The sequence below is a fragment of the candidate division KSB1 bacterium genome, from assembly GCA_022562085.1.
GTDB lineage: Bacteria > Zhuqueibacterota > Zhuqueibacteria > Oceanimicrobiales > Oceanimicrobiaceae > Oceanimicrobium.
On the sequence record JADFPY010000036.1, the window covers coordinates 1 to 23,083 of the forward strand.

General features: G+C 42.6%; 22 protein-coding genes. 15 read left to right on the top strand and 7 right to left on the bottom strand.

All coding sequences use genetic code 11. The annotated features are described in order from the left end of the window. The 3 genes from IH879_05455 to IH879_05465 all read left to right on the top strand — a co-directional run. On the top strand, nucleotides 1-929 hold a 929-nt coding region (locus IH879_05455), incomplete at its 5' end, for an SLBB domain-containing protein (GenBank protein MCH7674384.1). A 65-nt stretch (nucleotides 930-994) separates the two neighbouring features. Beyond that, nucleotides 995-2,221, top strand: a complete 1,227-nt coding sequence (locus IH879_05460) for an oligosaccharide flippase family protein (GenBank protein MCH7674385.1) — start codon at nucleotides 995-997, stop codon at nucleotides 2,219-2,221. Next, nucleotides 2,214-3,368 (top strand): hypothetical protein, encoded by a 1,155-nt coding sequence (locus IH879_05465; protein ID MCH7674386.1) that lies wholly within the window; start codon nucleotides 2,214-2,216, stop codon nucleotides 3,366-3,368. Before IH879_05460 ends, IH879_05465 begins: the two co-directional genes overlap by 8 nt. On the opposite strand, the gene IH879_05470 is transcribed toward IH879_05465, so the two are convergent. Continuing rightward, nucleotides 3,354-3,593 carry a hypothetical protein gene (locus IH879_05470; GenBank protein ID MCH7674387.1) on the bottom strand — a complete coding sequence of 80 codons (240 nt, stop codon included), beginning with the start codon at nucleotides 3,591-3,593 and terminating at the stop codon, nucleotides 3,354-3,356. The two genes, IH879_05465 and IH879_05470, sit on opposite strands and share 15 nt — an antisense overlap. A gap of 76 nt (nucleotides 3,594-3,669) precedes the next feature. Here IH879_05470 and IH879_05475 point away from each other — a divergent pair, with 76 nt between their 5' ends. The 9 genes from IH879_05475 (at nucleotide 3,670) to IH879_05515 (ending at nucleotide 13,845) form a co-directional block, all read left to right on the top strand. After that, nucleotides 3,670-4,749, top strand: coding sequence for an O-antigen ligase family protein (locus IH879_05475; protein MCH7674388.1), 1,080 nt, complete (start codon nucleotides 3,670-3,672; stop codon nucleotides 4,747-4,749). 3 nt (nucleotides 4,750-4,752) lie between these two features. Further along, on the top strand, nucleotides 4,753-5,685 hold the full coding sequence (locus tag IH879_05480) for a glycosyltransferase family 2 protein (GenBank protein ID MCH7674389.1): 933 nt from the start codon (nucleotides 4,753-4,755) through the stop codon (nucleotides 5,683-5,685). An 8-nt stretch (nucleotides 5,686-5,693) separates the two neighbouring features. Further along, nucleotides 5,694-6,809 carry a glycosyltransferase family 4 protein gene (locus IH879_05485; GenBank protein ID MCH7674390.1) on the top strand — a complete coding sequence of 372 codons (1,116 nt, stop codon included), beginning with the start codon at nucleotides 5,694-5,696 and terminating at the stop codon, nucleotides 6,807-6,809. Nucleotides 6,810-6,979: 170 nt separating this feature from the next. After that, nucleotides 6,980-8,140 (top strand): glycosyltransferase family 4 protein, encoded by a 1,161-nt coding sequence (locus IH879_05490; protein MCH7674391.1) that lies wholly within the window; start codon nucleotides 6,980-6,982, stop codon nucleotides 8,138-8,140. Between the two features lie 4 nt (nucleotides 8,141-8,144). Then, a complete protein-coding gene (locus IH879_05495) occupies nucleotides 8,145-9,551 on the top strand; it encodes an undecaprenyl-phosphate glucose phosphotransferase (GenBank protein ID MCH7674392.1) in 1,407 nt (468 codons plus the stop codon). A gap of 2 nt (nucleotides 9,552-9,553) precedes the next feature. Further along, nucleotides 9,554-10,822, top strand: a complete 1,269-nt coding sequence (serS, locus tag IH879_05500; protein MCH7674393.1) for a serine--tRNA ligase — start codon at nucleotides 9,554-9,556, stop codon at nucleotides 10,820-10,822. Between the two features lie 4 nt (nucleotides 10,823-10,826). Further along, the gene (locus IH879_05505; protein ID MCH7674394.1) at nucleotides 10,827-11,342 is read left to right on the top strand and encodes a hypothetical protein; all 516 of its coding nucleotides are present in this window, start codon (nucleotides 10,827-10,829) and stop codon (nucleotides 11,340-11,342) included. A 153-nt stretch (nucleotides 11,343-11,495) separates the two neighbouring features. Then, entirely contained in the window at nucleotides 11,496-12,278 is a 783-nt protein-coding gene (locus IH879_05510; protein MCH7674395.1) for a class II aldolase/adducin family protein, read from the top strand. Nucleotides 12,279-12,432: 154 nt separating this feature from the next. Then, nucleotides 12,433-13,845 carry a sodium:solute symporter gene (locus IH879_05515; GenBank protein MCH7674396.1) on the top strand — a complete coding sequence of 471 codons (1,413 nt, stop codon included), beginning with the start codon at nucleotides 12,433-12,435 and terminating at the stop codon, nucleotides 13,843-13,845. On the opposite strand, the gene IH879_05520 is transcribed toward IH879_05515, so the two are convergent. From IH879_05520 to IH879_05540, 5 genes are all read right to left on the bottom strand, one after another. Next, nucleotides 13,837-15,552: a Na/Pi cotransporter family protein gene (locus IH879_05520; protein ID MCH7674397.1), complete on the bottom strand. Its 1,716-nt coding sequence runs from the start codon at nucleotides 15,550-15,552 to the stop codon at nucleotides 13,837-13,839. The genes IH879_05515 and IH879_05520 overlap by 9 nt on opposite strands. A 165-nt stretch (nucleotides 15,553-15,717) precedes the next feature. Beyond that, a complete protein-coding gene (locus IH879_05525; GenBank protein ID MCH7674398.1) occupies nucleotides 15,718-16,857 on the bottom strand; it encodes an anion permease in 1,140 nt (379 codons plus the stop codon). Between the two features lie 194 nt (nucleotides 16,858-17,051). After that, nucleotides 17,052-17,396, bottom strand: coding sequence for an STAS domain-containing protein (locus IH879_05530; GenBank protein MCH7674399.1), 345 nt, complete (start codon nucleotides 17,394-17,396; stop codon nucleotides 17,052-17,054). Nucleotides 17,397-17,544: 148 nt separating this feature from the next. Continuing rightward, nucleotides 17,545-18,489, bottom strand: a complete 945-nt coding sequence (locus IH879_05535) for a GNAT family N-acetyltransferase (GenBank protein ID MCH7674400.1) — start codon at nucleotides 18,487-18,489, stop codon at nucleotides 17,545-17,547. Between the two features lie 65 nt (nucleotides 18,490-18,554). Then, a complete protein-coding gene (locus tag IH879_05540) occupies nucleotides 18,555-19,670 on the bottom strand; it encodes an aminotransferase class I/II-fold pyridoxal phosphate-dependent enzyme (GenBank protein ID MCH7674401.1) in 1,116 nt (371 codons plus the stop codon). Nucleotides 19,671-19,935: 265 nt separating this feature from the next. Between IH879_05540 and IH879_05545 the strand changes: the two genes are divergently transcribed. Genes IH879_05545 through IH879_05555 form a run of 3 tightly spaced genes read left to right on the top strand, consistent with a single transcriptional unit; the run spans nucleotide 19,936 to nucleotide 22,461 of the window. After that, the gene (locus IH879_05545) at nucleotides 19,936-21,096 is read left to right on the top strand and encodes a DUF3179 domain-containing protein (protein ID MCH7674402.1); all 1,161 of its coding nucleotides are present in this window, start codon (nucleotides 19,936-19,938) and stop codon (nucleotides 21,094-21,096) included. Between the two features lie 11 nt (nucleotides 21,097-21,107). Continuing rightward, on the top strand, nucleotides 21,108-22,010 hold the full coding sequence (locus IH879_05550) for a hypothetical protein (GenBank protein ID MCH7674403.1): 903 nt from the start codon (nucleotides 21,108-21,110) through the stop codon (nucleotides 22,008-22,010). Continuing rightward, entirely contained in the window at nucleotides 21,994-22,461 is a 468-nt protein-coding gene (locus tag IH879_05555; GenBank protein ID MCH7674404.1) for a DUF3179 domain-containing protein, read from the top strand. The genes IH879_05550 and IH879_05555 overlap by 17 nt, the downstream gene beginning before the upstream one ends. 30 nt (nucleotides 22,462-22,491) lie before the next feature. Here the strand turns inward: IH879_05555 and IH879_05560 are convergent. Further along, on the bottom strand, nucleotides 22,492-23,083 hold a 592-nt coding region (locus IH879_05560), incomplete at its 5' end, for a hypothetical protein (protein MCH7674405.1).

The window sequence follows — 23,083 nt, forward strand, 5'->3', positions numbered from 1 at the left end:
TCGATGTCGATGGGAAAACGCTGTCTGACGTTCAAACTATGGTTAAAGAGGCAGCGGCGGATAAATACCTTAATTCTGAAATAACCGCCAACCTGGCAATCCTGCGGCAATTTCGGGTGCATGTCACCGGACAAGTGATGAAGCCGGGCTCGTATGGTGCTTTGGCTGTTGACCGGGTATCGAACCTCATCGAGATAGCCGAGGGCATAACCAACTGGGGTTCCGAAAGAGCTATTGAAGTTCGTCATCTGGATGGTACAGTGGACATGGTGGATTTATACCGGTACTCAAAACTTGGAGATTTAGAAGCGAATTTGACTCTTAAAGGCGGGGACGTCATTTATGTTCCTCATATTAATTTGTCTAAGGCTACCGTGCGCGTGGAAGGGCCGATCAACGATCCCGGTGTTTACCAATTGGCCGAAAATGAAACAGTGCAGAGTTTCTTACTGAGAGTTGATGCTTACAACCGGCACGCGGACCTGACCAACGCTTACCTACAAAGACAAACGGTTTCTAATGGTGTTTCGGAAACCATTCCGATTTTCCCATATCTGGCAAACCAGGGAAACGGGCATGCGGAATTGTATCTGCAGGATGGCGATGTCATTATGGTTCCGAAAAGAAACGAGGAGGTTTATGTCATCGGCGCGGTTAGAAACGCCGGGCCTTATGCCTATTATCCAAATCTCACTGCCATCGATTATATTGGCTTTGCCGGCGCCTCTGAAAGAGCAGTGAAGCCGTCAAAGGTGCAGCTAATCCGCATTAACTCTGAGAAACCTTTAAAGGCGAAAGGTTTAATCATTGAGCCGGGTGATACGGTTTATGTTCCACAAAGATCTGAGTTTGGTCTCAGAGAGATTACCTCGCTCATCGTGACAGTTACCAATGTGCTGTTGACGATGAAAGCGTTAGATCTGCTTTAATGCTTCTCGTTCGCCAAGAATCAGTTCGGTCCTCAATTCAAAATCAACCCTCTTAACTATCCCTGATGCTCTCAAGAGTACGAAACGTTTTCGTTATCTCGGCCCTCGGCGTTCTGGGAGGAATACTCAAGAATATCCTGCTTGCCCGCGAACTAACAAAGGAAGAACTTGGCATCTATTCTTTACTAATGACAATAGTTGGCTTTGTCTACCCCCTAACGCTTTTAGGTCAGCATAATGCCATTGTACGTTTTATGGCAGATAAAGACTTTTCCGACTACAACTGGCCTAAAAAAAATCTGCAGCTGCTTTTAGTGAGTTTCTGTCTAACCGTCTTGGCTGTCGGTATCTTCAGAATGACATATGACCTGAAATTTCTGGCAATGACTTTTTTGCTTCTTGCCACACTAGGAACCGTAGGAACCGATGTTTATGCCAGTATCTATCGAGCTCAAGGTAAATATGAAATTTCGATGGTAATTTTCCGCATTCTCAATCTTTTACTGCCTCTAGCCATTTTCTTGCTTTTAATCCTTAAAATGGTTACACTTAGTAACATATTAATTCTGTTTTCGATATTGTATGCTCTTGTTCCACTTGTAATGGTAAACTTTGTCAGACAAGGCATAAATTCGGGGTCCGCGAAAATCCCAAAAAGTGTGTGGAAAGACGGCATATTTTTGTGGGGAGCGGATTTGTCCCTGCTGGTGATTGTTTCAATCGATAAATTCTTGATCCCCAAGCTAATTACCTATCAAGCGCTAGGCGAATATTTCGCGATTTTTTCAATTACCCGCGCTTTCGATCTGGTTTTGAGGGCATTTGAAATGGTTTTGCTACCGCATCTGAAAAAATCAGGAACGGTACATTTAGGCTCGCTTCTGAGTTGGGTGTTAGGCTCAGCTTTGATACTTTCGGCATTCTATCTTTTGGCCGGTGACACTTTAGTTGAACTTGTGTTCAAGGGCAAGTACAGCAACAGCTCATCCTTGATTCCTTTCTTCTGTGTTTTAGGAACAATTCGTCTTTTGCATGTCATTCCCTATAGTGTAATTGGCGGACTACTAAAACAGCACAGGTTAAAACAAATGTTTCACATAAATATTCTGACAATCTTTCTGGCCATCCTGTTGAGTTTTTTTCTTATAAACAATTATGGATTAGTAGGAGCAGTCACCGCTGGCATTGCCGTTTGGGCATTTAAAACTCTGGCCGGATTTGGAATTATGTTTAAGGACACTTGGGACTCAAAGGAGAACTTTCGGACGGAAGGCACAGACAACCATGAATGAAAGCGAAAAATCTTTTCTAATAGAAGCGCTGTCTCTCCTATCAAATTGGAGGCGGTTCCTCATCATCAACATCAGCGCTTTCACTTTTGTGGCATTGGTAATAAGCTTAATTTTACCCAAATGGTATCGTGCCGAAGCTAAAATCTTAACCAGCAGCAGTGAAATTGCTGATCTTGGTTTGTCCTCGCTGGTTGGGGACTTGCCTTTTCAAGGGCTCGGGCTCATTCCAAAAAACGACGAGACGCTAAGATATTTAGCCATGCTGGAAAGCCGAACCATTATGATGAACATTGCCAACAGATTCAATTTACAGGAACGTTACGATACCCCTAATTGGGAAAAAACACTCCGAAAGCTAACCGAGAACGTCAGTTTTGATACCAATGTCGATGAAACACTCAGTATCCATGTTTGGGACCAATCGCCCGAATTTGCGGCTGAAATGGCGAATACCTTTGTCCAAATGTTGGACAGTCTGAACATCCAGTTTAGAATCTCAAAAGCAAGAGACAATCGTGAATTCCTTGAAACCCGCCTTGAAGAAACTAAGAAGACACTCGCCAATGCAGAACAAAATTTAAAAACTTTCCAGGAAAAGTTCGGCATCATTGATGTGACTGAACAAGCGAGGTCATCCATCCAGACAATTTCAGAATTTGAAGCTCAAGTCATTGTTAAAGAAACGGAGTTGAGATTCAAGCGCAACTATCTTTCCGAAGATCATGCCGATATAGATATGCTACAAACGGAACTTAGGGAGCTCAAGAAATCACTGCGAAAAATTCAGCACGGCACCAATGGAGATTCTTTCGATTTAGGTAACATTCTCATACCCAGCAGGAAGGTTCCGGCCTTGGCGATGAACTATTTCAGACTGTTGCGGGACGTGGAGGTTCAAAACCTACTTTATAAACTAATGACGCAGCAGTATGAGCAGGCCAGAATCTTCGAAGCAAAGAAAACGCCCATCATTCAGGTTTTGGATTGGGCCGTACCGCCGATTTACAAAGACCGTCCGAAAAGGGCCTACATCGTTTTAGGGGCGTTGTTTTTTAGCGCTTTCATTTCAATTTTCTTTGCTGCCGGCGTGGAAAGATGGCGAAGGATAAAGGCGGAATTGCAAGTGACAAACTCAAATGGCAATTGAAGCACAAAACCACCTCGTTCCCAAGTTTAACCTGGGAACGACAACAAGCGGCAATAAAGAATGGATCCTCTGGGCTTTCTTCTTTTTTATCCAGATTAGTTCTCTAATCAACTTGAGCATCCTACCGCAAGCCCCAGTCATACCGCTGATTTCTCTTGCGCTTTTGGTGTTGTTATCAAGTCTCTTTTTCCGAAAACTGCTCCTGCTTCTGATTCTACTTTCCATTTTAACCTCGGAAACGCTTTATTTCGAAGCCGGTCCTGTAGTCATCAGGGGATTCGATTTCTTACTGCTGTTTGCTTTGATCCTTTTCTCTGCCAAATGGTTAATCGAAAAAAAAAACAAATTCGAAGACTTGCCAGTTTTTAAATTGGCATTAAGTCTTTTAGTTCTGACTGCTCTCGTCTCACTTATAGGCACGATTTCCTTAAAAAACTCACTTTTAGAGTTCGTGCAGACAATCGAACTCATCATTGCAGCTTACATATTTTTTAATATTATAAAAACAGAGGCAGATATTAAATTTTTATTCCTCGTAATTCTCCCCTATAGCGTTTTGGATGCTCTTTGGATCCTATTTCAATATTGGACGGGTGAACTACTCGGTCGACATATCGGCTTGTTCCAAACGCTGGCCTTTGAATTGAGTTACGGGACGGCGATAGCTACTGCTTTTTTCTACATGACCAAAAAAAAATGGCTCAAATTTATCATGCTACTAAGTGCGGCGCTTCAGATAATGGCTATTTATTTATCTAACGGCCGAGGTCTATTTATTACAGCCGTTTTAATGGCAATGCTCTGTAATTTTGTCTTCGCACTGCAAAAAAAGAAAATCAGCTCATTTGTCTACATTACAGGTGCAATATTATTTGCGTTTTTGATTTCATCTCTCATACTAAACCCGGAAATCGAAAACCGTTACACCTCCATTATTGAAGGTGGTGAAATGAGAGACCTGCGATTAATTATTTGGGCTATAAGCTTGAAAATTTGGCAAAGTTTCCCTTTATTGGGAGTCGGATTCGGGAACGCTGAACTCGCTCTTGTACAATTTTCACCTAAGCCGTTTGGCATTGCGTTAACCGCTCTTGCTGATGTAAAAACACCGCATAACGAATATTTAAGCTTTGCTGTTCAGGCAGGTCTCTTTGGTTTTATTACTGGATTATTTTTCTATGCAATTCTGTTTCGAAACTCCATTTTGATTTACCGAAAAAGTAAAGGCCGATTAAAAGAGTACTCCATCATTTTGTTAGCATTTATAAGTGGACTCCTCGTTTGGAATATGGCAAATGATACTTTATTAGCGGGAAAAGGTATGCTGATAATGCTGTTTATCGCTATTTTGTGTAGAATTTACTCCCTCAAGAAAATTTAAAATATGGATGTTTCTATTATTATTGTTAATTTTAGCACTCAAGACTTACTCAACAAGCTGCTTATTTCAATAAAAGAAAAAATGAAATCGGTAGAATATGAGATCATTGTAGTAGACAACAATTCGGAGGACGACAGCGTCGAATTTCTAAAGAACTATTTCCCTAAAACGGTTCTCATAGAAAACAAAACTAATGTAGGCTTTAGCAAAGCTAACAATCAAGGTGCTAAACTTGCAAAGGGCAAGTATCTGCTATTTCTGAACTCAGACACACTTGTTTGTGATGGAGTTGCGGAAAAGATGCTGGAGTACCTGCAAAGAAAAAAGTCCACAGCGATAGTAGGGCCGAAGCTGTTAAATCAGGACGATACCTTACAACGCTCCTGCGGGATTTTCCCAAACCTTTGTACAGAATTCTCAGGCAGGACTTTTTTGAATCGGCTCTTTCCAACCAGTAAAGTATTTGGCGCCTATAGGCTGGGAGCCTGGGATTATGCAACTGAAAAAAAAGTGGATTGGGTTTCCGCGGCCTGCATGTTGATCAGAAAAGATGTTTTTGACCAGATCGCTGGTTTTGATGAAAACATTTATATGTTTTATGAAGATGTCGATTTATGTTTTCGTGTAAAAAAAGCAGGCTATAAAATTACTTTCTTACCGAATGCACAAATTTATCATTTACACGGGGGCTCCTGGACGAATCAACGTGAAATACCTATTTTCAATAAGGGCAAAAGCGCTTTGTATTTTTTTCGAAAACACTATCGTCGGTGGAAAACACAGTCTCTAAAAATTTTTATTTTAGTGGAAATTCTCTTGAGCTATCTCCTGTTTTTCCCCTACTTGATCCTTAAAGGTGAGCAACTATCCGGAATACAATCTCGCGCAAAAGGTTACAATGCTTGTCTTAAACATATTGTTTTAGGGGCAAACTAAAACTTCTCATGCACATAGTAATCGATGCACACTTGGCGGTAAAAGAAATCGACGGCGTCTCTCGCTATTTAAACGGGCTACTGGCCGAGTTACCCAAAATAGACTCGTCGGTTCAGTACACAATTCTATCTCTGCCCCGCGAGAAATCGTGCCTGCCTGAAGAGATTTTTTCACATGCGAACGTCAACCGTTTCGAATTAGACTTGATGGGACCGACTCCGAGGCAGCACTTTATCACACATCGATTGCTAAGGAAACTAAAAGCTGATGTTTATCATCATCCACAATTTGATTTACCCTGGAGGATTAAGACGCCGTCGGTGGTTACAATTCACGATCTCAAATATATTGAGCATCCAGAATTCTTAGATAAAAGGAGTCGACTAAAGAGCATCTACATCAGGAAATCGCTGCAACACTCACTTCGGGCCTCGAATCAAATCATCGCTGTTTCGCAAAACACCTTAAATGATCTTGAAAACAGATTTAATTTTGATATCGAAAAAGCAACGGTTATTCACCATGGCATAAATTCAAAACCGCAACTCAAGCCAGAACAAAAAAATGGTACTTTTGAAACTCTAAGTGACTTCGTTTTATTTGTCGGGACCAGGCGTCCTCATAAAAATATCGAGGGGCTCATTAGAGCGCTGTCTATTTTGCGTACACAATATCAATTAAAACTGGATTTAGTAATTGCGGGTAAAGCATATTCGGATTATAATAAACCGGAAAATCTAGCGAAAGAACTCGCCGTTGAGCCTTATGTCCACTTCCTTGATTTTGTTTCCGATGAAAAGCTGCCTGAATTATATAACTCCGCAAAAGTACTGGTCCTCCCCTCTTTTTATGAAGGATTTGGTTTGCCTTTGCTTGAATCAATGGCACATGGGACGCCTGTAGTAGCATCGAATGTGAGCTCAATCCCGGAAGTTGTTGGAGATGCCGGTCTTCTGGTTAATCCTGAAGACCCGGAGGATATTGCCGGAAAAATTCATCAAATTATTACTGATACTAAACTATACCAAAAACTGGCAACCGCAGGGTTGTCGAGATCCAAGCAATTTTCATGGCGTTCGGTTGCAAAATCTACGTTCGATGTCTATATTAAAGCTTTAAACTAAGAATTTAACCCAAAGTTATGGTTTTATTGGACATTGGGATTTGGTCTTTGAGTTTTTATTTGTAGTTTGTTTTTTGAGATTTGCGGCTTGTCCGCGTTAGGTTTCACCTTTAATTGTCAAAAAACTACTGCAGGAGTATAAGAATCTCTTGTCAAGTGAACGATAAACAAATGAAAAAAATAAAAGTCCTGCACATCATCACCCACCTGTCAATCGGTGGTGCACAGGACAATACGCTTATTACAGTGGAACGGTTGGATCGGCGGAAATTCGAAGTCAGTCTGATGTGTTCTCCTGAAGGGGAATGGTTGGAACGTGCAACAAAAATCAAAGCCCTTAACTTCATTTTTGTCGAGGAGTTGGCGCGCAGAATTCGATTCGTTAAAGACTTTATCGCGTTTTTAAAGATTTGTACCACCATCAAGAACGCCAAATACGATATTGTTCATACCCACAGTTCAAAACCGGGCGTTCTCGGTCGACTGGCAGCAAAGTTAGCTGGAGTACCGATAATTATTCACACCATTCATGGCTTCCCGTTTCATGATTTTATGAACTTTGTGACGAAGCGGTTTTATATTGGTCTTGAACGTTTCCTCTCAAGAATTTCTGACAAGATCGTTACGGTGTCAAAACTAAATCTTGAAAAAGCCGTTGACCTAAGACTTGAAAAACGGAGCAAATTTATAAACATTTACAGCGGCATCGACTTCGATAAATTCGATGTGAAAATCGATGCCGAGCGGAAAAAAAACGAACTCGGAATCTTGAATGGTGAGAAGATTGTCGGCATGGTAGGTAGGCTCTCGGAACAGAAAGCGCCTCTGGACTTTGTTAAAGCCATGCCTGAGGTTTTAAAAGCGCGTGATGATGTTCGCTTTATTATAGTTGGGGACGGAGAGTTGAAAGAAAAAACACTTGATTTGTCTAAGAAACTTAATGTCGATTCCAAATTAATGGTGCTTGGTTTTCGTGAAGACGTTCCGGAGCTTTTACAAACTTTTGATGTTTTTGTCTTAACTTCGTTGTGGGAAGGATTAGGACGTTCTCTGACCGAAGCCATGTACACCGGCAGGTCGGTAGTAGCCACCAATGTTGAAGGTGTCCCGGAATTAGTGAAACCCGGTAAGACGGGTCTTCTGGTTGAACCCAGGGATGTTCAAGCGATTGCAAAGGGAATTATCCATTTTCTTGATAATGAGAAAAGCGCCGGGAAAATGGGGGGAGCCGCAGCTGAATGCATTCATGCAGATTTTACCGCAGATGCAATGGTGAAGAATTTGGAGAAACTTTATGAAGACCTGGTTTTTGAAAATGCGAAAAGACTTTAAATAAATGCCAAAATTATTAGAAAAAATCCTTCTGCTCGCACTTGATTTCTTTGCACTCAGCGGTGCATTTCTGACCTGGGGATGGCTTAGAAGAGAACTCGGTTTTTTTGCAGAGGCCGATCTGCTGGTGTTTTTTTCTATTTCACTAATTGTAAATCTTTTTTGGATTTTTCTGTTGGCATTTTTTGGAATGTATGGCCCCTGGTATGCTAAATCCCGCGTGGATGAACTTATCAACATTTTCAAATCACTTTCAATCGGCGTATTTATTATTTTCCTCATTACCATTGACTTGAACAGTGATCTGTCTGCCCCCCCAAAATTAAGCCGCATGTTCATCGTCAACTATTGGGTGATGCTCATACTTTTCGTTTCATCGGCCCGAATGGTTTTTCGGACGGTACAAAGGAAGCTGCTCACTTCCGGCATTGGCCAGCGGCGGACGCTAATCGTCGGGTGGGGCGAGAAGAGCCGGGAGTTATGCGATGACCTTCAAAGATTTCCCGCGCTCGGCTACAAAGTCATCGGTTTTCTCAGTGAAAATCAGCAAAATAGAAACGATAAAACCGGCTATAAAAACATTCCGTTATTGGGGAGTGTTGAAGAAATTGAGCAGATCGTGCAGAATAGCGGCACACAGGAGGTCATTCTGGCTTTAGAAGGTGACAAGAGAAAAAAAGTCATGGATGTAGTAAATCAGTGTAACGGCCTGCAAGTGAATTTCAAAATCGTACCGGATTTGTATGATATCGTCATGGGGCAGGCGCGAACAAATCAAATTTATGGCTTCCCACTCATTGATATTCTGCCACACCACATGCTTCAATGGGAGCAAAAAATTAAACGGCTAATGGACCTTATTATTTCAAGCGCCATAATAATTGCTTTTTTTCCTGTTTGGTTGTTTATTTCCATTGCGATTAGACTGGATTCAAAGGGTCCGGTTTTTTACAAACAGGAAAGAGTCGGAAAAAACGGCAAAAAATTCATGATCTATAAATTCAGATCAATGATCCATGACGCCGAGTCAAAGACAGGACCCAAATGGGCGCAGCGAAAAGACCCGAGAATCACCCGGGCTGGGAAGATCATTCGCAAACCCCGTCTCGACGAAGTCCCGCAATTTTTCAATGTCTTAAAAGGTGAAATGAGCCTGATTGGGCCCCGGCCTGAGCGGCCCTACTTTGTTGAAAAGTTTAAGCGGGAGATACCTTTTTATGCACGCAGACTGGGAGTCAAGCCAGGCATTACCGGCTGGGCGCAGATAAAAGGCGAGTATGATACCTCCATGGACAACGTTAAAACCAAACTCCAGTACGATTTGTTCTACCTCGAAAATATGTCATTGAGAATGGATCTAAAAGTGATCATAAATACAATTTATGTGATGTTGATGGGTAAGGGGCATTAAAGATGTTAGACCTCAAGTTCATTCGAGAAAATTTGGACTTAGTCAAAGAAGGCGTAAAAAACAAGCGCGAAAAAGTTGACTTAGATCGGCTGATTTCTCTCGACTCCAAACGCCGTGAAATTTTGCAAGAAGTCGAGCAGCTCAAAAACCAACGGAATACGAATTCACAACTCATCGCTAAGCTCAAGAAAGAAGGCAAATCTGCTGATGCAGAAATCACTGAAATGCAAAAAGTAGGCGATAAAATTAAAGAGATGGATGCTGAACTTCGGGACCTTGAAAGCGAAATCAAGGAAATTCAAAGTTGGGTTCCGAATCCGCCCCACTCCTCTGTGCCCATCGGGCAAAGCGAGGAAGACAACGTTGAAATTAAGAAGTGGGGAACACCCCCTGAACTTGATTTTACTCCAAAACCCCATTGGGAGATAGCCGAGAATTTAGGCATCATCGATTTTGCTCGCGGTTCGAAAATCTCCGGCTCCTTTTTTGTCAGTTACTGGGGGCTGGGAGCAAAATTGGAGCGGGCGCTCATCAATTATATGATAGATTTTCACGTCGAAAAGCACGGATACCTCGAAGTCTTTCCGCCTTTTTTGGTTAATCGTGCCAGCATGTTTGCAACCGGCCAGATTCCGAAACTTGAAGACGACATGTATTATGTTCAAGTAGATGACTTGTTTTTAATCCCCACAGCCGAAGTGCCGGTCACCAACTTCCACCGTGATGAGATTTTGAAAGAAAAGGAGCTGCCCATTAAATATACGGCTTACACCCCCTGTTTTCGCCGGGAAGCGGGATCGTATGGCAAAGACACCCGGGGGTTAGTTCGAATTCACCAATTTGACAAAGTGGAAATGGTGAAGTTCGTTAGACCGGAGACATCGTACGACGAATTGGAATCACTACTTTTGAATGCCGAAGATATTTTGCAAGCACTGAATTTGCCCTACAGAGTCATCGAGCTCTGCACCGCTGATTTGAATTTCGGCGCAGCAAAATGCTACGACATCGAAGTCTGGGCTGCAGGCGCAGAGAAATATTTGGAGGTATCTTCGTGCAGCAATTACGAAGCATTTCAGGGACGGCGCGGCAACATTCGCTTTCGCAATGAATCTACCGGAAAAACGGAGTTTGTTCACACGCTTAATGGTTCAGGGTTAGCGCTGCCAAGAATAGTGATCGCAATTTTGGAAAATTATCAAACTGTAGATGGGACGGTTGTTGTCCCGGAAGTTTTGCGGGATTATTTTGGAAGGGATGTGATAAAATAAACCCATGACCGAAAGAGAATTTGTAAATAAGGTCGCCAACGGACAAGAAGATATCATTCAGATACTCATTGATCTCCTTGATAAAAACGAAATCGGTTACTGTGTTATCGGTGGTTTAGCTGTAAACGCCTACGTTGAACCCGTTGTTAGTTTGGATTTAGACATCATAGTTGCGACAAATTCAATAAACAAGTTATGTCAAGTGGCTGAGAAAATTTTTACCATTAAAGAATTTGAACACAGTTTAAATCTAAAGAGCCCAAAATCTGATTTACGAATTCAGGTACAAACCGATCCGCGTTATCAAGCATTTATTAGTAAAGCAAATGTAAAGAACGTCATGGGTTACGATATGAAAGTCGCCGCAATCGAAGATATTCTACAGGGTAAAATTTGGGCATATTCTGACCAGAAAAGACGAAAGAGTAAACGTCAAAAAGATTTGGCTGATATTTTTCGTTTAGTAGAAACTTATTCACATTTGAACGATTTGTTGCCGGATTCAATCAAATCAATGTAAATGTAAAAAAGCCATTTCGATTGAAGGAGCAATCTTTTTATCTCAGTACTACAGCCTTTGGTTAATAGAAACAACAAGATTTCTCCTCCGAGGTGTCGGGGTCGAAATGGTACGGCGGCTAAAATTCTTTCGACAAGAACAAATTCTTAAAGAATGATCTCAACTTCAGAAGACAATCTCCGCCAAACCATCGTCGAAATCGGACGTCGGATGTACCAGCGAGGCTATGTTGCTGCCAACGACGGCAACATCAGCGTTCGATTGGACGAAGAACGCATTCTCGCTACTCCGACCGGCGTCTCAAAAGGTTTCATGAATGCTGAAGAGATGGTCGTTTTGGATTTGAAAGGTCAGCCGATTTCTGATGGCAAACCCTCCACTGAGCTGCCGATGCACCTGTTTATTTATAAAGAGCGTCCGGATGTTCAGTCGGTTGTCCATGCTCACCCAACCTATGCAACAGGTTTTGCCACTGCCGGGCTTGCTTTGGACAAGTGCGTTTTAGCAGAAGTGGTTGTGACCATCGGCTCGATTCCTCTGGCTGAATATGGCACACCCTCAACTGAGGAGCTGCCCGAAACGCTTCGGCCTTACATTCACTCCTGCGAAGCTTTTTTGATGGCGAATCACGGCGTTGTCACCGTAGGCAAAGATTTAATGGACGCGTACTTCAAATTAGAAAGAGTGGAACACTATGCCCAGATCGTGTTTATTTCCAGAGCACTTGGTGGAGAAAATGTTCTCCCTAAAAAGGAAGTTGAGAAGCTTTTTGATTTAAGAAAAGTTTACGGGGCGGAATCATTAAATCCCGGATGTTACGCTTGTTACGACGATTGTATTGGGGAGTCTTGCGTTAATCATGACCTAAAATACCAACCCGACGGTCCTGATTATTTTGGTGAAGTTGTTGAGAAGGTTTTGGCTGCAGTGCGATAATTTCTTTGGAACACAGAGAGCACTAAGAAGCACAAAGTTCACAGATATTTCATTTTAGGTTCTAAGATGTTTCTTTAAGAAATATTTTTAACTCTGTGCTCCTAGTGAAAACTCAGTGTTCTCTGTGTCCAGAATATTAAAGCGGAGGAGGAATATGGAAACGGTCGGCTGGCTGTCGATTCTACCGCCTGTTATTGCTATTATCTTAGCCATTTGGACCAAGCAAGTTTTCATATCGCTGTTTTTTGGCATCTGGTTAGGATGGACGATTCTAGCCAACGGAAATCCAATTACAGGCCTTGCTGAGGCGTTGGAGTGTTGTATTCGGGTTTTTGAGGACGGAGGCAACACCAAGGTTATCGCCTTTAGCGCGATGGTCGGTGTGCTCATTGCATATACTCAGCGGTCAGGAGGAGTCGATGGCTTCATTCAAGCCATCTCCAGCAGAGGACTCGTAAAAACACGAAAGAGCGCCGGTCTTTTAGCCTACCTGATCGGCTTTGTCATTTTTGTCGAATCCAACATTACATGCCTAATAACAGGTGCCGTCTCCCGGCCAATTTTTGACAAGCTCAAAATTTCCAGAGAAAAACTTGCCTATATTTGTGATTCCACTTCCGCACCTATCTGCATTCTTGTTCCGTTAAACGGCTGGGGGGCGTATATTATAGGCCTATTAGCAGCGCAAAACATCGACGCGCCCTTTGCGGTTTTAATCAAGTCACTGCCGTTTAATTTATATGCTATCTTTGCTCTGCTTATTCTACTTGCAGTCATTTTATCCGGAAGAGATGTTGGACCCATGCGAAAGGCCGAAAGAAGAGCGCAGGACGAGGGAAAGGTTCTACGCGATGGCGCCGAACCTGTGGTTTCTACAGAAGTCATTGCGATTCCGGCAAAAGAAGGCCTACAGCCCAGGGCGATGAATATGATCATCCCGATGGCGGTAATGGTTCTAATGATGCCTCTTGGCCTCTTGATTACCGGTAACGGTAATATCATGCACGGCTCTGGCTCTACGTCGGTATTCTGGTCTGTAACGGCAGCAATCGTTCTTTCCGCGATTCTGTATAAAGTTCAAGGTATCCTGAATCTCCGCGAGCTGATGGATCTATTTTTTAAGGGCATTGGCGGGCTCATGCCGTTGGCGCTTCTCATGATGCTCGCATTCGCTATTGGCACGACCTGTAAAGAATTAGGCACAGGACCTTTCGTAGCGAATTCTGCAAAATCTTTCCTAAGTCCCAGTTTGGTGCCGCTCGTTCTATTCCTGGTTTCCGGCTTCATCGCTTTTTCAACCGGAACTTCGTGGGGAACTTTCGCAATTATGATCCCGATTGGCATTCCGATGATAGATTTAATGGGGGCGAATCTTTATGTGACAGTCGGAGCGATTTTAAGCGGCGGGATTTTTGGCGATCACTGTTCGCCGATTTCTGACACGACGATTATTTCTTCAATGGCGTCAGCGTCCGATCATATCGATCATGTCAGAACACAACTGCCCTATGCTTTGATCGCTGCGGGTGGGGCATTGATAATATATCTGATAATTGGGTTATTTTGAAGCTTTGCCTATAGATTTTCCGCCAACTGCGGCTTCGCCAATATTTAACAAATGATCTTTCATCCGGCGATAGGCGTTAGCAATATCCATATAAGTGGTACTGATCAGCGGCTGAATCGATTCTTTTGACAATCTCTTTAAATGGCGGTCTCTCAACTTCCTGATTTTGGCTGTAATCTCACGGCTACTCTTACGAATACCAGATAGAAATGTACCCTGGACTTTACGATTCAGGCCTCCACGCACTTTATCGCGATAGTCAGCGACTGATTCATGCAAATCCTTTAATTCCTTTTGCTGTTCATGCGACAACTCAATGTCTGAGTCTCGTAATCTTAAATAAAGCTTTAACACATTCGTAATGTAATCGCTAACGGACTCATACTCGTCTGCTAATCTCAGGTGAGATCTGGCCTCTTGAGCTAACTCATGACTGATCGGCTGCGAAAGAAGATTTGTAAGAAAAGTTGTAATTTCAATCTGAACCTGATCCAGCATTTCTTCACGATCAAAAACTTCCTCTTTCAGTTTTTCACTGTTTTTGCTATCCTGATTATCTGCGATTATCCCAAGCAAGTTATCCATCATCAATTTGATACTCTTGTCCATTCGCAGAATTTCAAAGCGTGATTGCTCAACGGCAGCTAAGGGTGAACTTCCTATCTGAAAATCTAGGTGAGTCAAAAATATTTTTTTTGTTTCTGGTTTATCTTTAACCAATTTCTCTAACAGCCCTGCAAAAAAATTTGTAAACGGAAGAAAAAGGACAACATTGGTAATATTAAAGCCGCTATGTACCAAAGCAATGGCACTTGTCATGTATGGAAAAGTTCCTGCCGCGGTCTGCATGTTTGGATCCCCGGGGAGAACAAATTTTGTTAAGAATGGCATATAAACAGGGTGAAAAATTGCGGTAATCCATGCCACCCCTAATACATTGAAGATGATATGAAAATAGGCCGTTCGTTTAGCGTTAGGGTTGTCAGCTCCCAGGGAAGCCAAATAAGCTGTGATTGTAGTACCAATATTTTCTCCAAGTACCAAAGCGGCCGCAGTGTGAAAGTCAATGACACCGGTATTAGCCAGCGCAATGGTGATCCCCAGGGTTGCTGAAGAAGACTGCACTATTATTGTTAACAAGCACCCTACCAAAGCTGCTTTGATTACACCGAAATAATTGGTTGCCTTGAAAGCGAGAAACATTGCTTCAAACTCAGGATGACCTCTAAGCGGTTTAAAGCCGTCTTTCATCAGTTCGAGTCCGAAAAAAATCATTCCGATTCCAAGTATCGCCAGAGCCAAATAGCGGGCTTTTTCTTTTTTTAGGAAAATCCAGCCAAAAGCGGCGACCCCAAGAATAGGGAGGCCATATTTGCCAATTTTTAATGCTAAGATCCAGCCCGTAATAGTTGTACCAATATTAGCGCCCATAATGACCCCAATAGCTCCGCTTAGCGCCATTAATTCACTGTTGACAAAGCCAATCACCATTACTGAAGTCACAGAACTCGATTGAACAAGAGTGGTCACAAACAGCCCGATTCCCACTGCAAGAAATCTATTTCCGGTTACCGCGTTGATCATTTTTCGTATTCTTGGACCGGCAATCACTTGCAGGCCCTCTTGCATGTATTTCATTCCCAGCAAAAATATTCCTAATCCGCCGACCAGGCCAAAAATCATTTTCAGGATCACTTCACTATCCATAATCTTTCACCCTCCAGGATGAAACAAGATTAATCAATTTCGAGAAGCTTGACAGCATACTAAAACTCAGAGAGACTTTTCTATAACAATTAATTCGATTGAAACTAATAACCAAGCAAATAAATAGCAACTAAAATATGTTTAAGTGAGTGATATGCAGAAATTTTAGGAGGAAGGAAGCAGGCTAGGGTTACATTTTGATATCCAATAAATGAACCCGCTTAGAAGAGCAGCAATTGGAAGGGTTAAAACCCACGACAGTAATATTTCTCGTACAACCCGAGGGTTGGCTTTCTTGGTGATGAAACCTATCCCGAAAAGCGACCCCACGGAAACATGAGTCGTTGAAACAGGCATTCCCAGACGGCTTGCATACACAACCAACAGACCTGTAACCAAATTTGCCGTAAATCCCTGCCCGTGGTTGAGCGGCGTAATCTTCTTGCTTATCGTTTCAGCCACTTTACGGGCATTTAGTAAACCGCCGGCCGCCATTCCGACAGCCACTGCAATCATTCCAAATTGGATTCCAATCGCCTTAATGGCAAGTAGTAGGGCCACAATCTTCGGTGTGTCATTTAGGCCGCGGGCAAAACTCACAACACCTGCGCTGATATAATGTGCGACGTCGAGGACTTTCTGCGCATTTATTCCAACAACTCTGCCCGTATATCGTTGCTCACAATTTTCTTCTAACTCCAAACTGGCGCCGACGGTGGTGGTGGCGCTTAGTGAAAGAGAAGAACTTGCTTCTGGCATTGAAACAACCTTTTCGGTTTCGCCGATGCAAAGACACGACTCTTTGGTAACTCCAAGGCTAATTCTCAAACGACGGAAAACCAGATAGCTGACTGAGCCTAACGTCACTGCAATTAACGGACTCAGCAAAAGAGGAAGAAAAAAAGAATTGCCCAAAACAGCGAAATTAACTTTTGTTCCGACTGCCATTAACCCGGCACCGACTAATGCGCCTGTTAGACTATGAGTTGTCGAAATCGGAAACCCGGTTATGGTTGCCAGCATTACCGTAAACCCCGCGCCAAACGCAACCGCCAGAAGAAAATCGGGAGAGGCAGCAAATGAATCCGGTACGAGCCCCTTCCCGGAAAAATTCTTCACTAAAGTCTCAGCTAAAAAAATTGAGCAAACAGAGCCAATAAAAGTTGTAAATGTTGCCCACCGAATAGCAGTTTTATAATTTGTGGTGTTGCTGCCAAAAAGAGTAGCGACACCTTTAAAATTATCATTAGCGCCATTTGAGTAGGCGAGAAAGCAAGTGGCGAGAACAAGCAACAACAGAATCAAACGGAAATCTCCCAAACAAATTTACTTCACTTTGAAATTAAATATGATATTTTAAAATAATGTAAATAGTCGCAACAATCCAGAGTTGGTTTTTATTCCTTGGATGGCCATTATAAAATGTATTGCAAATTGAAATTGAGAGCGAGTAAAAATCAAGCTGGTATTTAAGAAGGGAAAAAATCAATCTGAAGAAACTATTTTTTTAGTTTATCCAAAGCCTCTTCGACATTTTCATAAATATCAAAAATCTGGTTCAGGTTGGTCATTTTCAGCAAGCTTTGAACCGGGCCTTGAAGATTTGCCAAAACAAGGTTGCCATCTTTGTTCTTGGTGGACGATAGCGAGGCAATTAATTCCCCCAAGCCTGTGCTGTCTATCCAGTTTACCTTTGTTAAATCGAGAACAATATTTACAATCTTACTGTCAATCAGGTCTTTTACTTTCTCCTGAATTTTGCCTTTACCATCAAGGCCGGCTAGTTTACCTTCAATCTTGCAAACTGCAACTTTATCGATTGTCTCATCAGTAATTTTGATCATACCGAAAGATCCTTTTCTAAATTAGACGCATATCTTTTCAGACTACGCAGGATTTCAATTGTATTGTTTAAAGTAATAGATTAGGGGAGTTCACCTCTGATGTGTTAAATATAAAAGAATTAAAAAATAATACAAGAGAAAATTTGAGTCATTCCCATTTGCTGAAATTTATCGATGTTGAGTCAGCCCGCTGGCCATAACCTGTCAACGTCATGCGAAGCTCATTATGCAACACCTTAAATTCTCTCGATAAAAGATATGACAAGACATTATTCTGTTGGGTTGGAATCCTTAGATAAATAGCCGATAATTTTTCGGAAAGCGCCCAGTTTTCAATTACCTCGATAAAAACATTCAGGGTTTCAACGGTCATTTGCGAAGACATTTGCAAAGCATTGATTTTGATGAAACGGCGTTCTTCTTCCTGAGAATAAGTCTGGGTGTGAGCTAAAATAAAACCGATCATGCGATCGGGTTTCATGATAAAACAAGCATCGCCAAACTTAAAATCGGTGAGAAGATCGAGCTCTCTAGTGTAATCCAGTCCTGGTTCCATCTGCTGCCAAAATTTTCTGGCTTCTTCTAAAAGAGGAGTTCGTTTCTGCGGAGGGATTTCACTATACATAATTTTTTCGAATTCAGTCACTTTTAAAGGTTGCCGTTCCCCTGAAACTTTTTTAATAACATCAATGACAAGTCCTCGTGGCTCAAACCCGAGCTTTGTGTAAAAAGCTAAATTTCTGGCAGAGTTTGCGGCCAATTCGAGTCCAATGGTTTTGGCGCCGGAAGCTTTTAAACTCTCTACTGCAGCCAAAACTATTTTTTTTCCATATCCTTGACCTTCTTCCGAGGGATCGACGCTCAAGGGCCCGAGCCAGCTTACCGTTCCCCACAAACGGGTAAAACAAAAAGAAATTATCCGGTGTTTTTTTTCGATGACAAAACAACCAGATGAGTTAGCTGCAAAGTACAACTCCAAAAATTCTTTCCGGCACAGGGGGACTCTACCCTCACGATACCCTTGCTGAATTCGCGCATGAGTAAAAGCCTTGGAAAGGAGTAGATTGACTTCTTGTAAATCCTCCTTTTGCATTTGACGAAGATTTGTCACTTGTCTATCACAACTGCTTACTCCTTTTCAAATGAGAGGAATGACGGCTAAGACTTCCGCGCCAATTCATTCAAAATATCAATCGCCTTAAGTAGTTTTTCATTAGGCACAGCAAATGAAATGCGGAAATGAGTATTCTTTTCCGAAAATACATTTCCCGGAATAATAAATACTTTTCTCTTAATTGCGCGGTCTACAAACTCCTCAGCATTCCGGTGGGGTGCTTCAGGGAAAAAGTAAAAAGCACCATTGGGTTTAATTATTTTGAAATGTTCTTTTAAACCGTTATAAACAAGATCTCTTCTTTCATGATAAGTAGAAACATATTGCTGCATATCATAATCGAGAGCTTTGACGGCCGCCTTTTGTGCAATTGAGTTGGCACACACATAGGAATATTGCTGGAAAGTAGCCATCGCTTCAATTATTTTTTTTGGGGCCGAAACATACCCCAGCCGCCAGCCGGTCATCCCCGCTCTTTTCGAGAAACCGCTTACGATAATAGCGTCATCAGCGATGGTGCCCATACTTAAAAATGGATCCTGTCCATATATAAACTCATCATATATTTCATCGGAAATCACATGAAGGCCATGCTTGTCGGCAAGTTCAGCAACCATCTTGAGTTCATCCGGGCTGTATAAAACGCCGGTTGGGTTGTTTGGATGATTAATGACTATTGCCTTTGTTTTAGAAGTAATCAGTGGTTCAATCTCTTCGGCCCGGAGGGTGAAATCAGGATAGGTGTTAAACAGTTTCGGAACTCCTCCACACATAATCACGACATTGGCATAAGCGACAAAGTATGGGTCGGCGATCAGCACTTCATCGCCCGGACTGACGACAGTCATTATTGCAAGAATATATCCGCCTGTTGCGCCGGCAGTGATCAACAAATCTTCATGGTTTATTTTTCGCTCCTTTAAATGCGCACTCAGCTTTTCCCTGAGCTCGGGAATCCCCCGAGTTGAAACATAACTGTTAAACCCATCCTTAATCCACCGAATCCCTTCCTCTTTTATCGGTTCGGGAATATCAAAGTCCGGGTCGCCGATTGAAAGGTCGATGCCGTCCGGGTTTGCACAGGCGATATCAAAAATACGCCGAATTCCCGATGGCCGAATCTGACTCACACGGTGCGATAGCTGCTTTTCATTTGTCAATAAGGGCTCCTCTGTTTTAATCAGGTTAAATATAAGCTCCCTCTTAAATCTAAAAGTTTGAATTAAACTTACAAGTGAATTTCTTTAGTATTAACTTTAATGCTTTTTATTTCGGAAACACGAATAGTAGCGGAATAGAGTTTAAACCTGAATTGTTTCATAATTAATTATAGGCTTTCTGCTAATTTTTTCCAAATCATTTGAGTATCCTGAAGATATTTCTATTTGTAGAAAAGTCAAATAACTTTCTCAAGGAGGATATTTGATGCATAAATTCATCATTTTGCTTATTCTGATAAATGTAGTTTCATTCGGGTGTTCAAGTAGAGATCTTCCTACGCCACCCAATAGATTTGGAAATTACGATCCTCCGGACGATGATTCCGATTCACCTCCACCCGATCCCATTCCGAATGAAAAGACAAGATGGGATGTACCCGGAGGCGCGGGAGAGATAGTTCGGGGCTGTCTAGGCCTCGATTGCATTCCATCCTTACAAAACCCTGCATTAGTTAACCTGGATGAAGCAAATTATCTGCAAGATGATGATCTGATATTTGGCTTAGTAAGAAATGATGCAGTCGTTGCTTATCCGCATAGAATTCTTGACTGGCACGAAGTTATCAATCAAACCTTGAGTAGAAATTCTAAAATTGCGATCACCTATTGTCCGCTTACCGGTTCAGGTGTCGGGATCAACTTGACCGGGACAGCGGCGGATAATATGGGTGCTGGAAGTTTCGGAGTCTCGGGTCTGCTTTACAACAATAATTTAATTCTGTATGATAGAACCACGACCAGCAATTGGTCCCAAATGTTACTGAGAAGCGTGCATGGGCCGTTAAGAGGTGAGCTGGTGATAACTGTCCGAATCATAGAAACCTCTTGGCAAACCTGGAAGAAAATGTTTCCTGACTCAAAAGTAGTCTCTGAAAACACCGGACTTGACAGGCCTTACCATATCTATCCTTACGGCAACTATAAAACCGTTCCCGCCTTACTTTACGGGGTTACCATTGACGATGCCCGGCTGCACCGGAAAGAAAGATTACACGGCATCATTGCCGACCGTTGGAATTTCAAAGCTAAAACATATCGATTCTCATTGTTTGAAAACGAGGCAAGAGCCATAAACGATGAAGTTCACGGAAAGCCGGTTGTCGTAGCCGGGATGAAGTCAGCGAATTTCTACATAAGTTACTCACGGATTGTCAGTGGCGCTGTGCTGACTTTCGATGTGAAAACCGACGCTCCACAAATCTTCCCATTCGACCTGATCGACAATGAAGGTAATGTTTGGAATTTACTCGGCGAGGCTGTCTCAGGGCCGCGAACGGGTCAGAAATTAACCCCTACGATCTCTTATAACGCTTATTGGTTTGCCTGGGGAGCTTTTTTCCCAGATGTACCAATTTATGGTGAATGAGCTTAAAATTAATGCACAAACGCTGCCTTCTCTTCTCAATTATTTTTCTCATTCTAATCTTTTCAGCAGAGGGCCTTTTTGCCGGCGCATGGACGCTTCGCAAAGGAAGGCTGTGGGTAAAATCCGCGTTTCTGATTCAGCGCACCAGTGAACGTTATGCCAGTGAAACCATCTTTTGCGGAGACCGGCTATGCAGAAACGGCCAGCGAACGCCATATTTTTTTAACGGCCAAGTAGAGTCAAATGCGACCTACCTGGATATTTGGTACGGTTTAACCGACCGCTTTGAATTACAATTACAACTGCCCTATTTCGACATTGCCTTTGAAGACGAAGTCAATCCGAATCGTCCTTCTTCCCAAGGCCTTGGGGACATAAGATTTGGGTTGAGGTATCGGATTCCGTTCAAACCAATTGTCACTACTTTCAGGATTGGCGCCAAGGCGCCCACCGGGTTTTTTAACAAAGATTCGGAAGTGGTGCCGATTGGGGATGGGCAGTGGGATCTGGAAGTCTCCGCCGATTTTGGCCGTTCCTTCTGGCCGCTGCCGGCCTATGCAAATTTATCAGTCGGCTACAGATTTCGCTTTGAGCCGGATTTACAAACCACGAATCTCGATCCCGGAGATGAATTTTGGTTCCGGGCCGAGACCGGAATAAAAGTGCGTAGTAAGTTCTTAATCAAAACCCTGGTAGAGGGATTTTGGGGACAGGAGTTTACAGCTTTGTTTGCAGATTCTAATCTCCGGATTAATAATTCCGAGAGACGGATTCTCTACTTCAAACCCGGTATTGGGTGGATGATTTTCGAGCCTTTGGAATTTGAGCTCTCCGCTATGTTTAGCCTTTCCGGGAAAAACTATCCTGCGGGTCGAATTTATATCTTCGGGTTGGCTTATGCTTTTGATTTATAGAGCTAAGCAAAATAAAAAAGCTAACGTCAGAGAATGTACTCCTGATAAACGAAACAGGTCCACAAAACTCCCTGTTTGTCATTTCGAATCGCCCTTAGGCGAAAAGCAAAGATCTATCATTTTCGTCTCTTTGAAAATGGCGCTCGCGCAATTAATGAATGATGTAAACAGCAACCCGGTTGTCATCGCAGGTATGGAATCGGCGGACTTTTACATCAGCTATTCACGGTTGGCAAAGGATGGTACTATTTTGACTTTTGATGTCAAAACGGAAACGCCGGCTATATACCCTTTTGATTTAATAGATAATGAAGGGACGGTGCGGAATATTCTGGGTAAGGCGGTATCGGGACCCCGCAGCGGAGAACAACTAACGCCGACCGTTTCTTATAATGCTTATTGGTTTGCGTGGGGCACTTTTTTCCCGGATGTACTAATTTACGGCGAATAGTCTCCCCCACAAGGGGGATTTAGGGAACTGTTATTCGTTACTCACCTCGAATATCGCGACATCCCGCCTGAAAGGAATTGCTAAATAATTCGGACTAAGAGATTCAATATTATTGCCAAGGCTTGAGAGCAACTCCGCCGGTATATTTTCATGGGCTACCAAAAGATAAGGAATGACTTCATACTTGCCGATCGGAAGGGGATTATTACTAATAGTGAAAAGTAACTGGCGGAAATGTCCCTCTCTAATCACCAGTACCTTATCCTTCAACTCCGTAGGAGGGCCGGAAAAAATATGGACTTCTCCGGTATCGATATTTCTCAAGAAAATAGCGCCTAAAAAACCCCCGATCGAATTTGGAAAATCAACAGACACAGAATCCTGTCCCAGGGCTGTTACAGTGACCGTAACCCCAATACGCTCCCCGAAATTCACCGGAACTGAAACAGGCGCTACATCTGTTTTGATTTCCAGAAACTGCGTCAAGCTTTTTGGCGTAATCAACTCTCCATCTTTATTGAGATCTCCTTTCGAATAAACAAATTCACCTTTCTGAATGAGCACCTCGGAGGTCTCAAGTCCATAATTTGCCACATAGTAATAAAGATTAAAGATGCCTTCC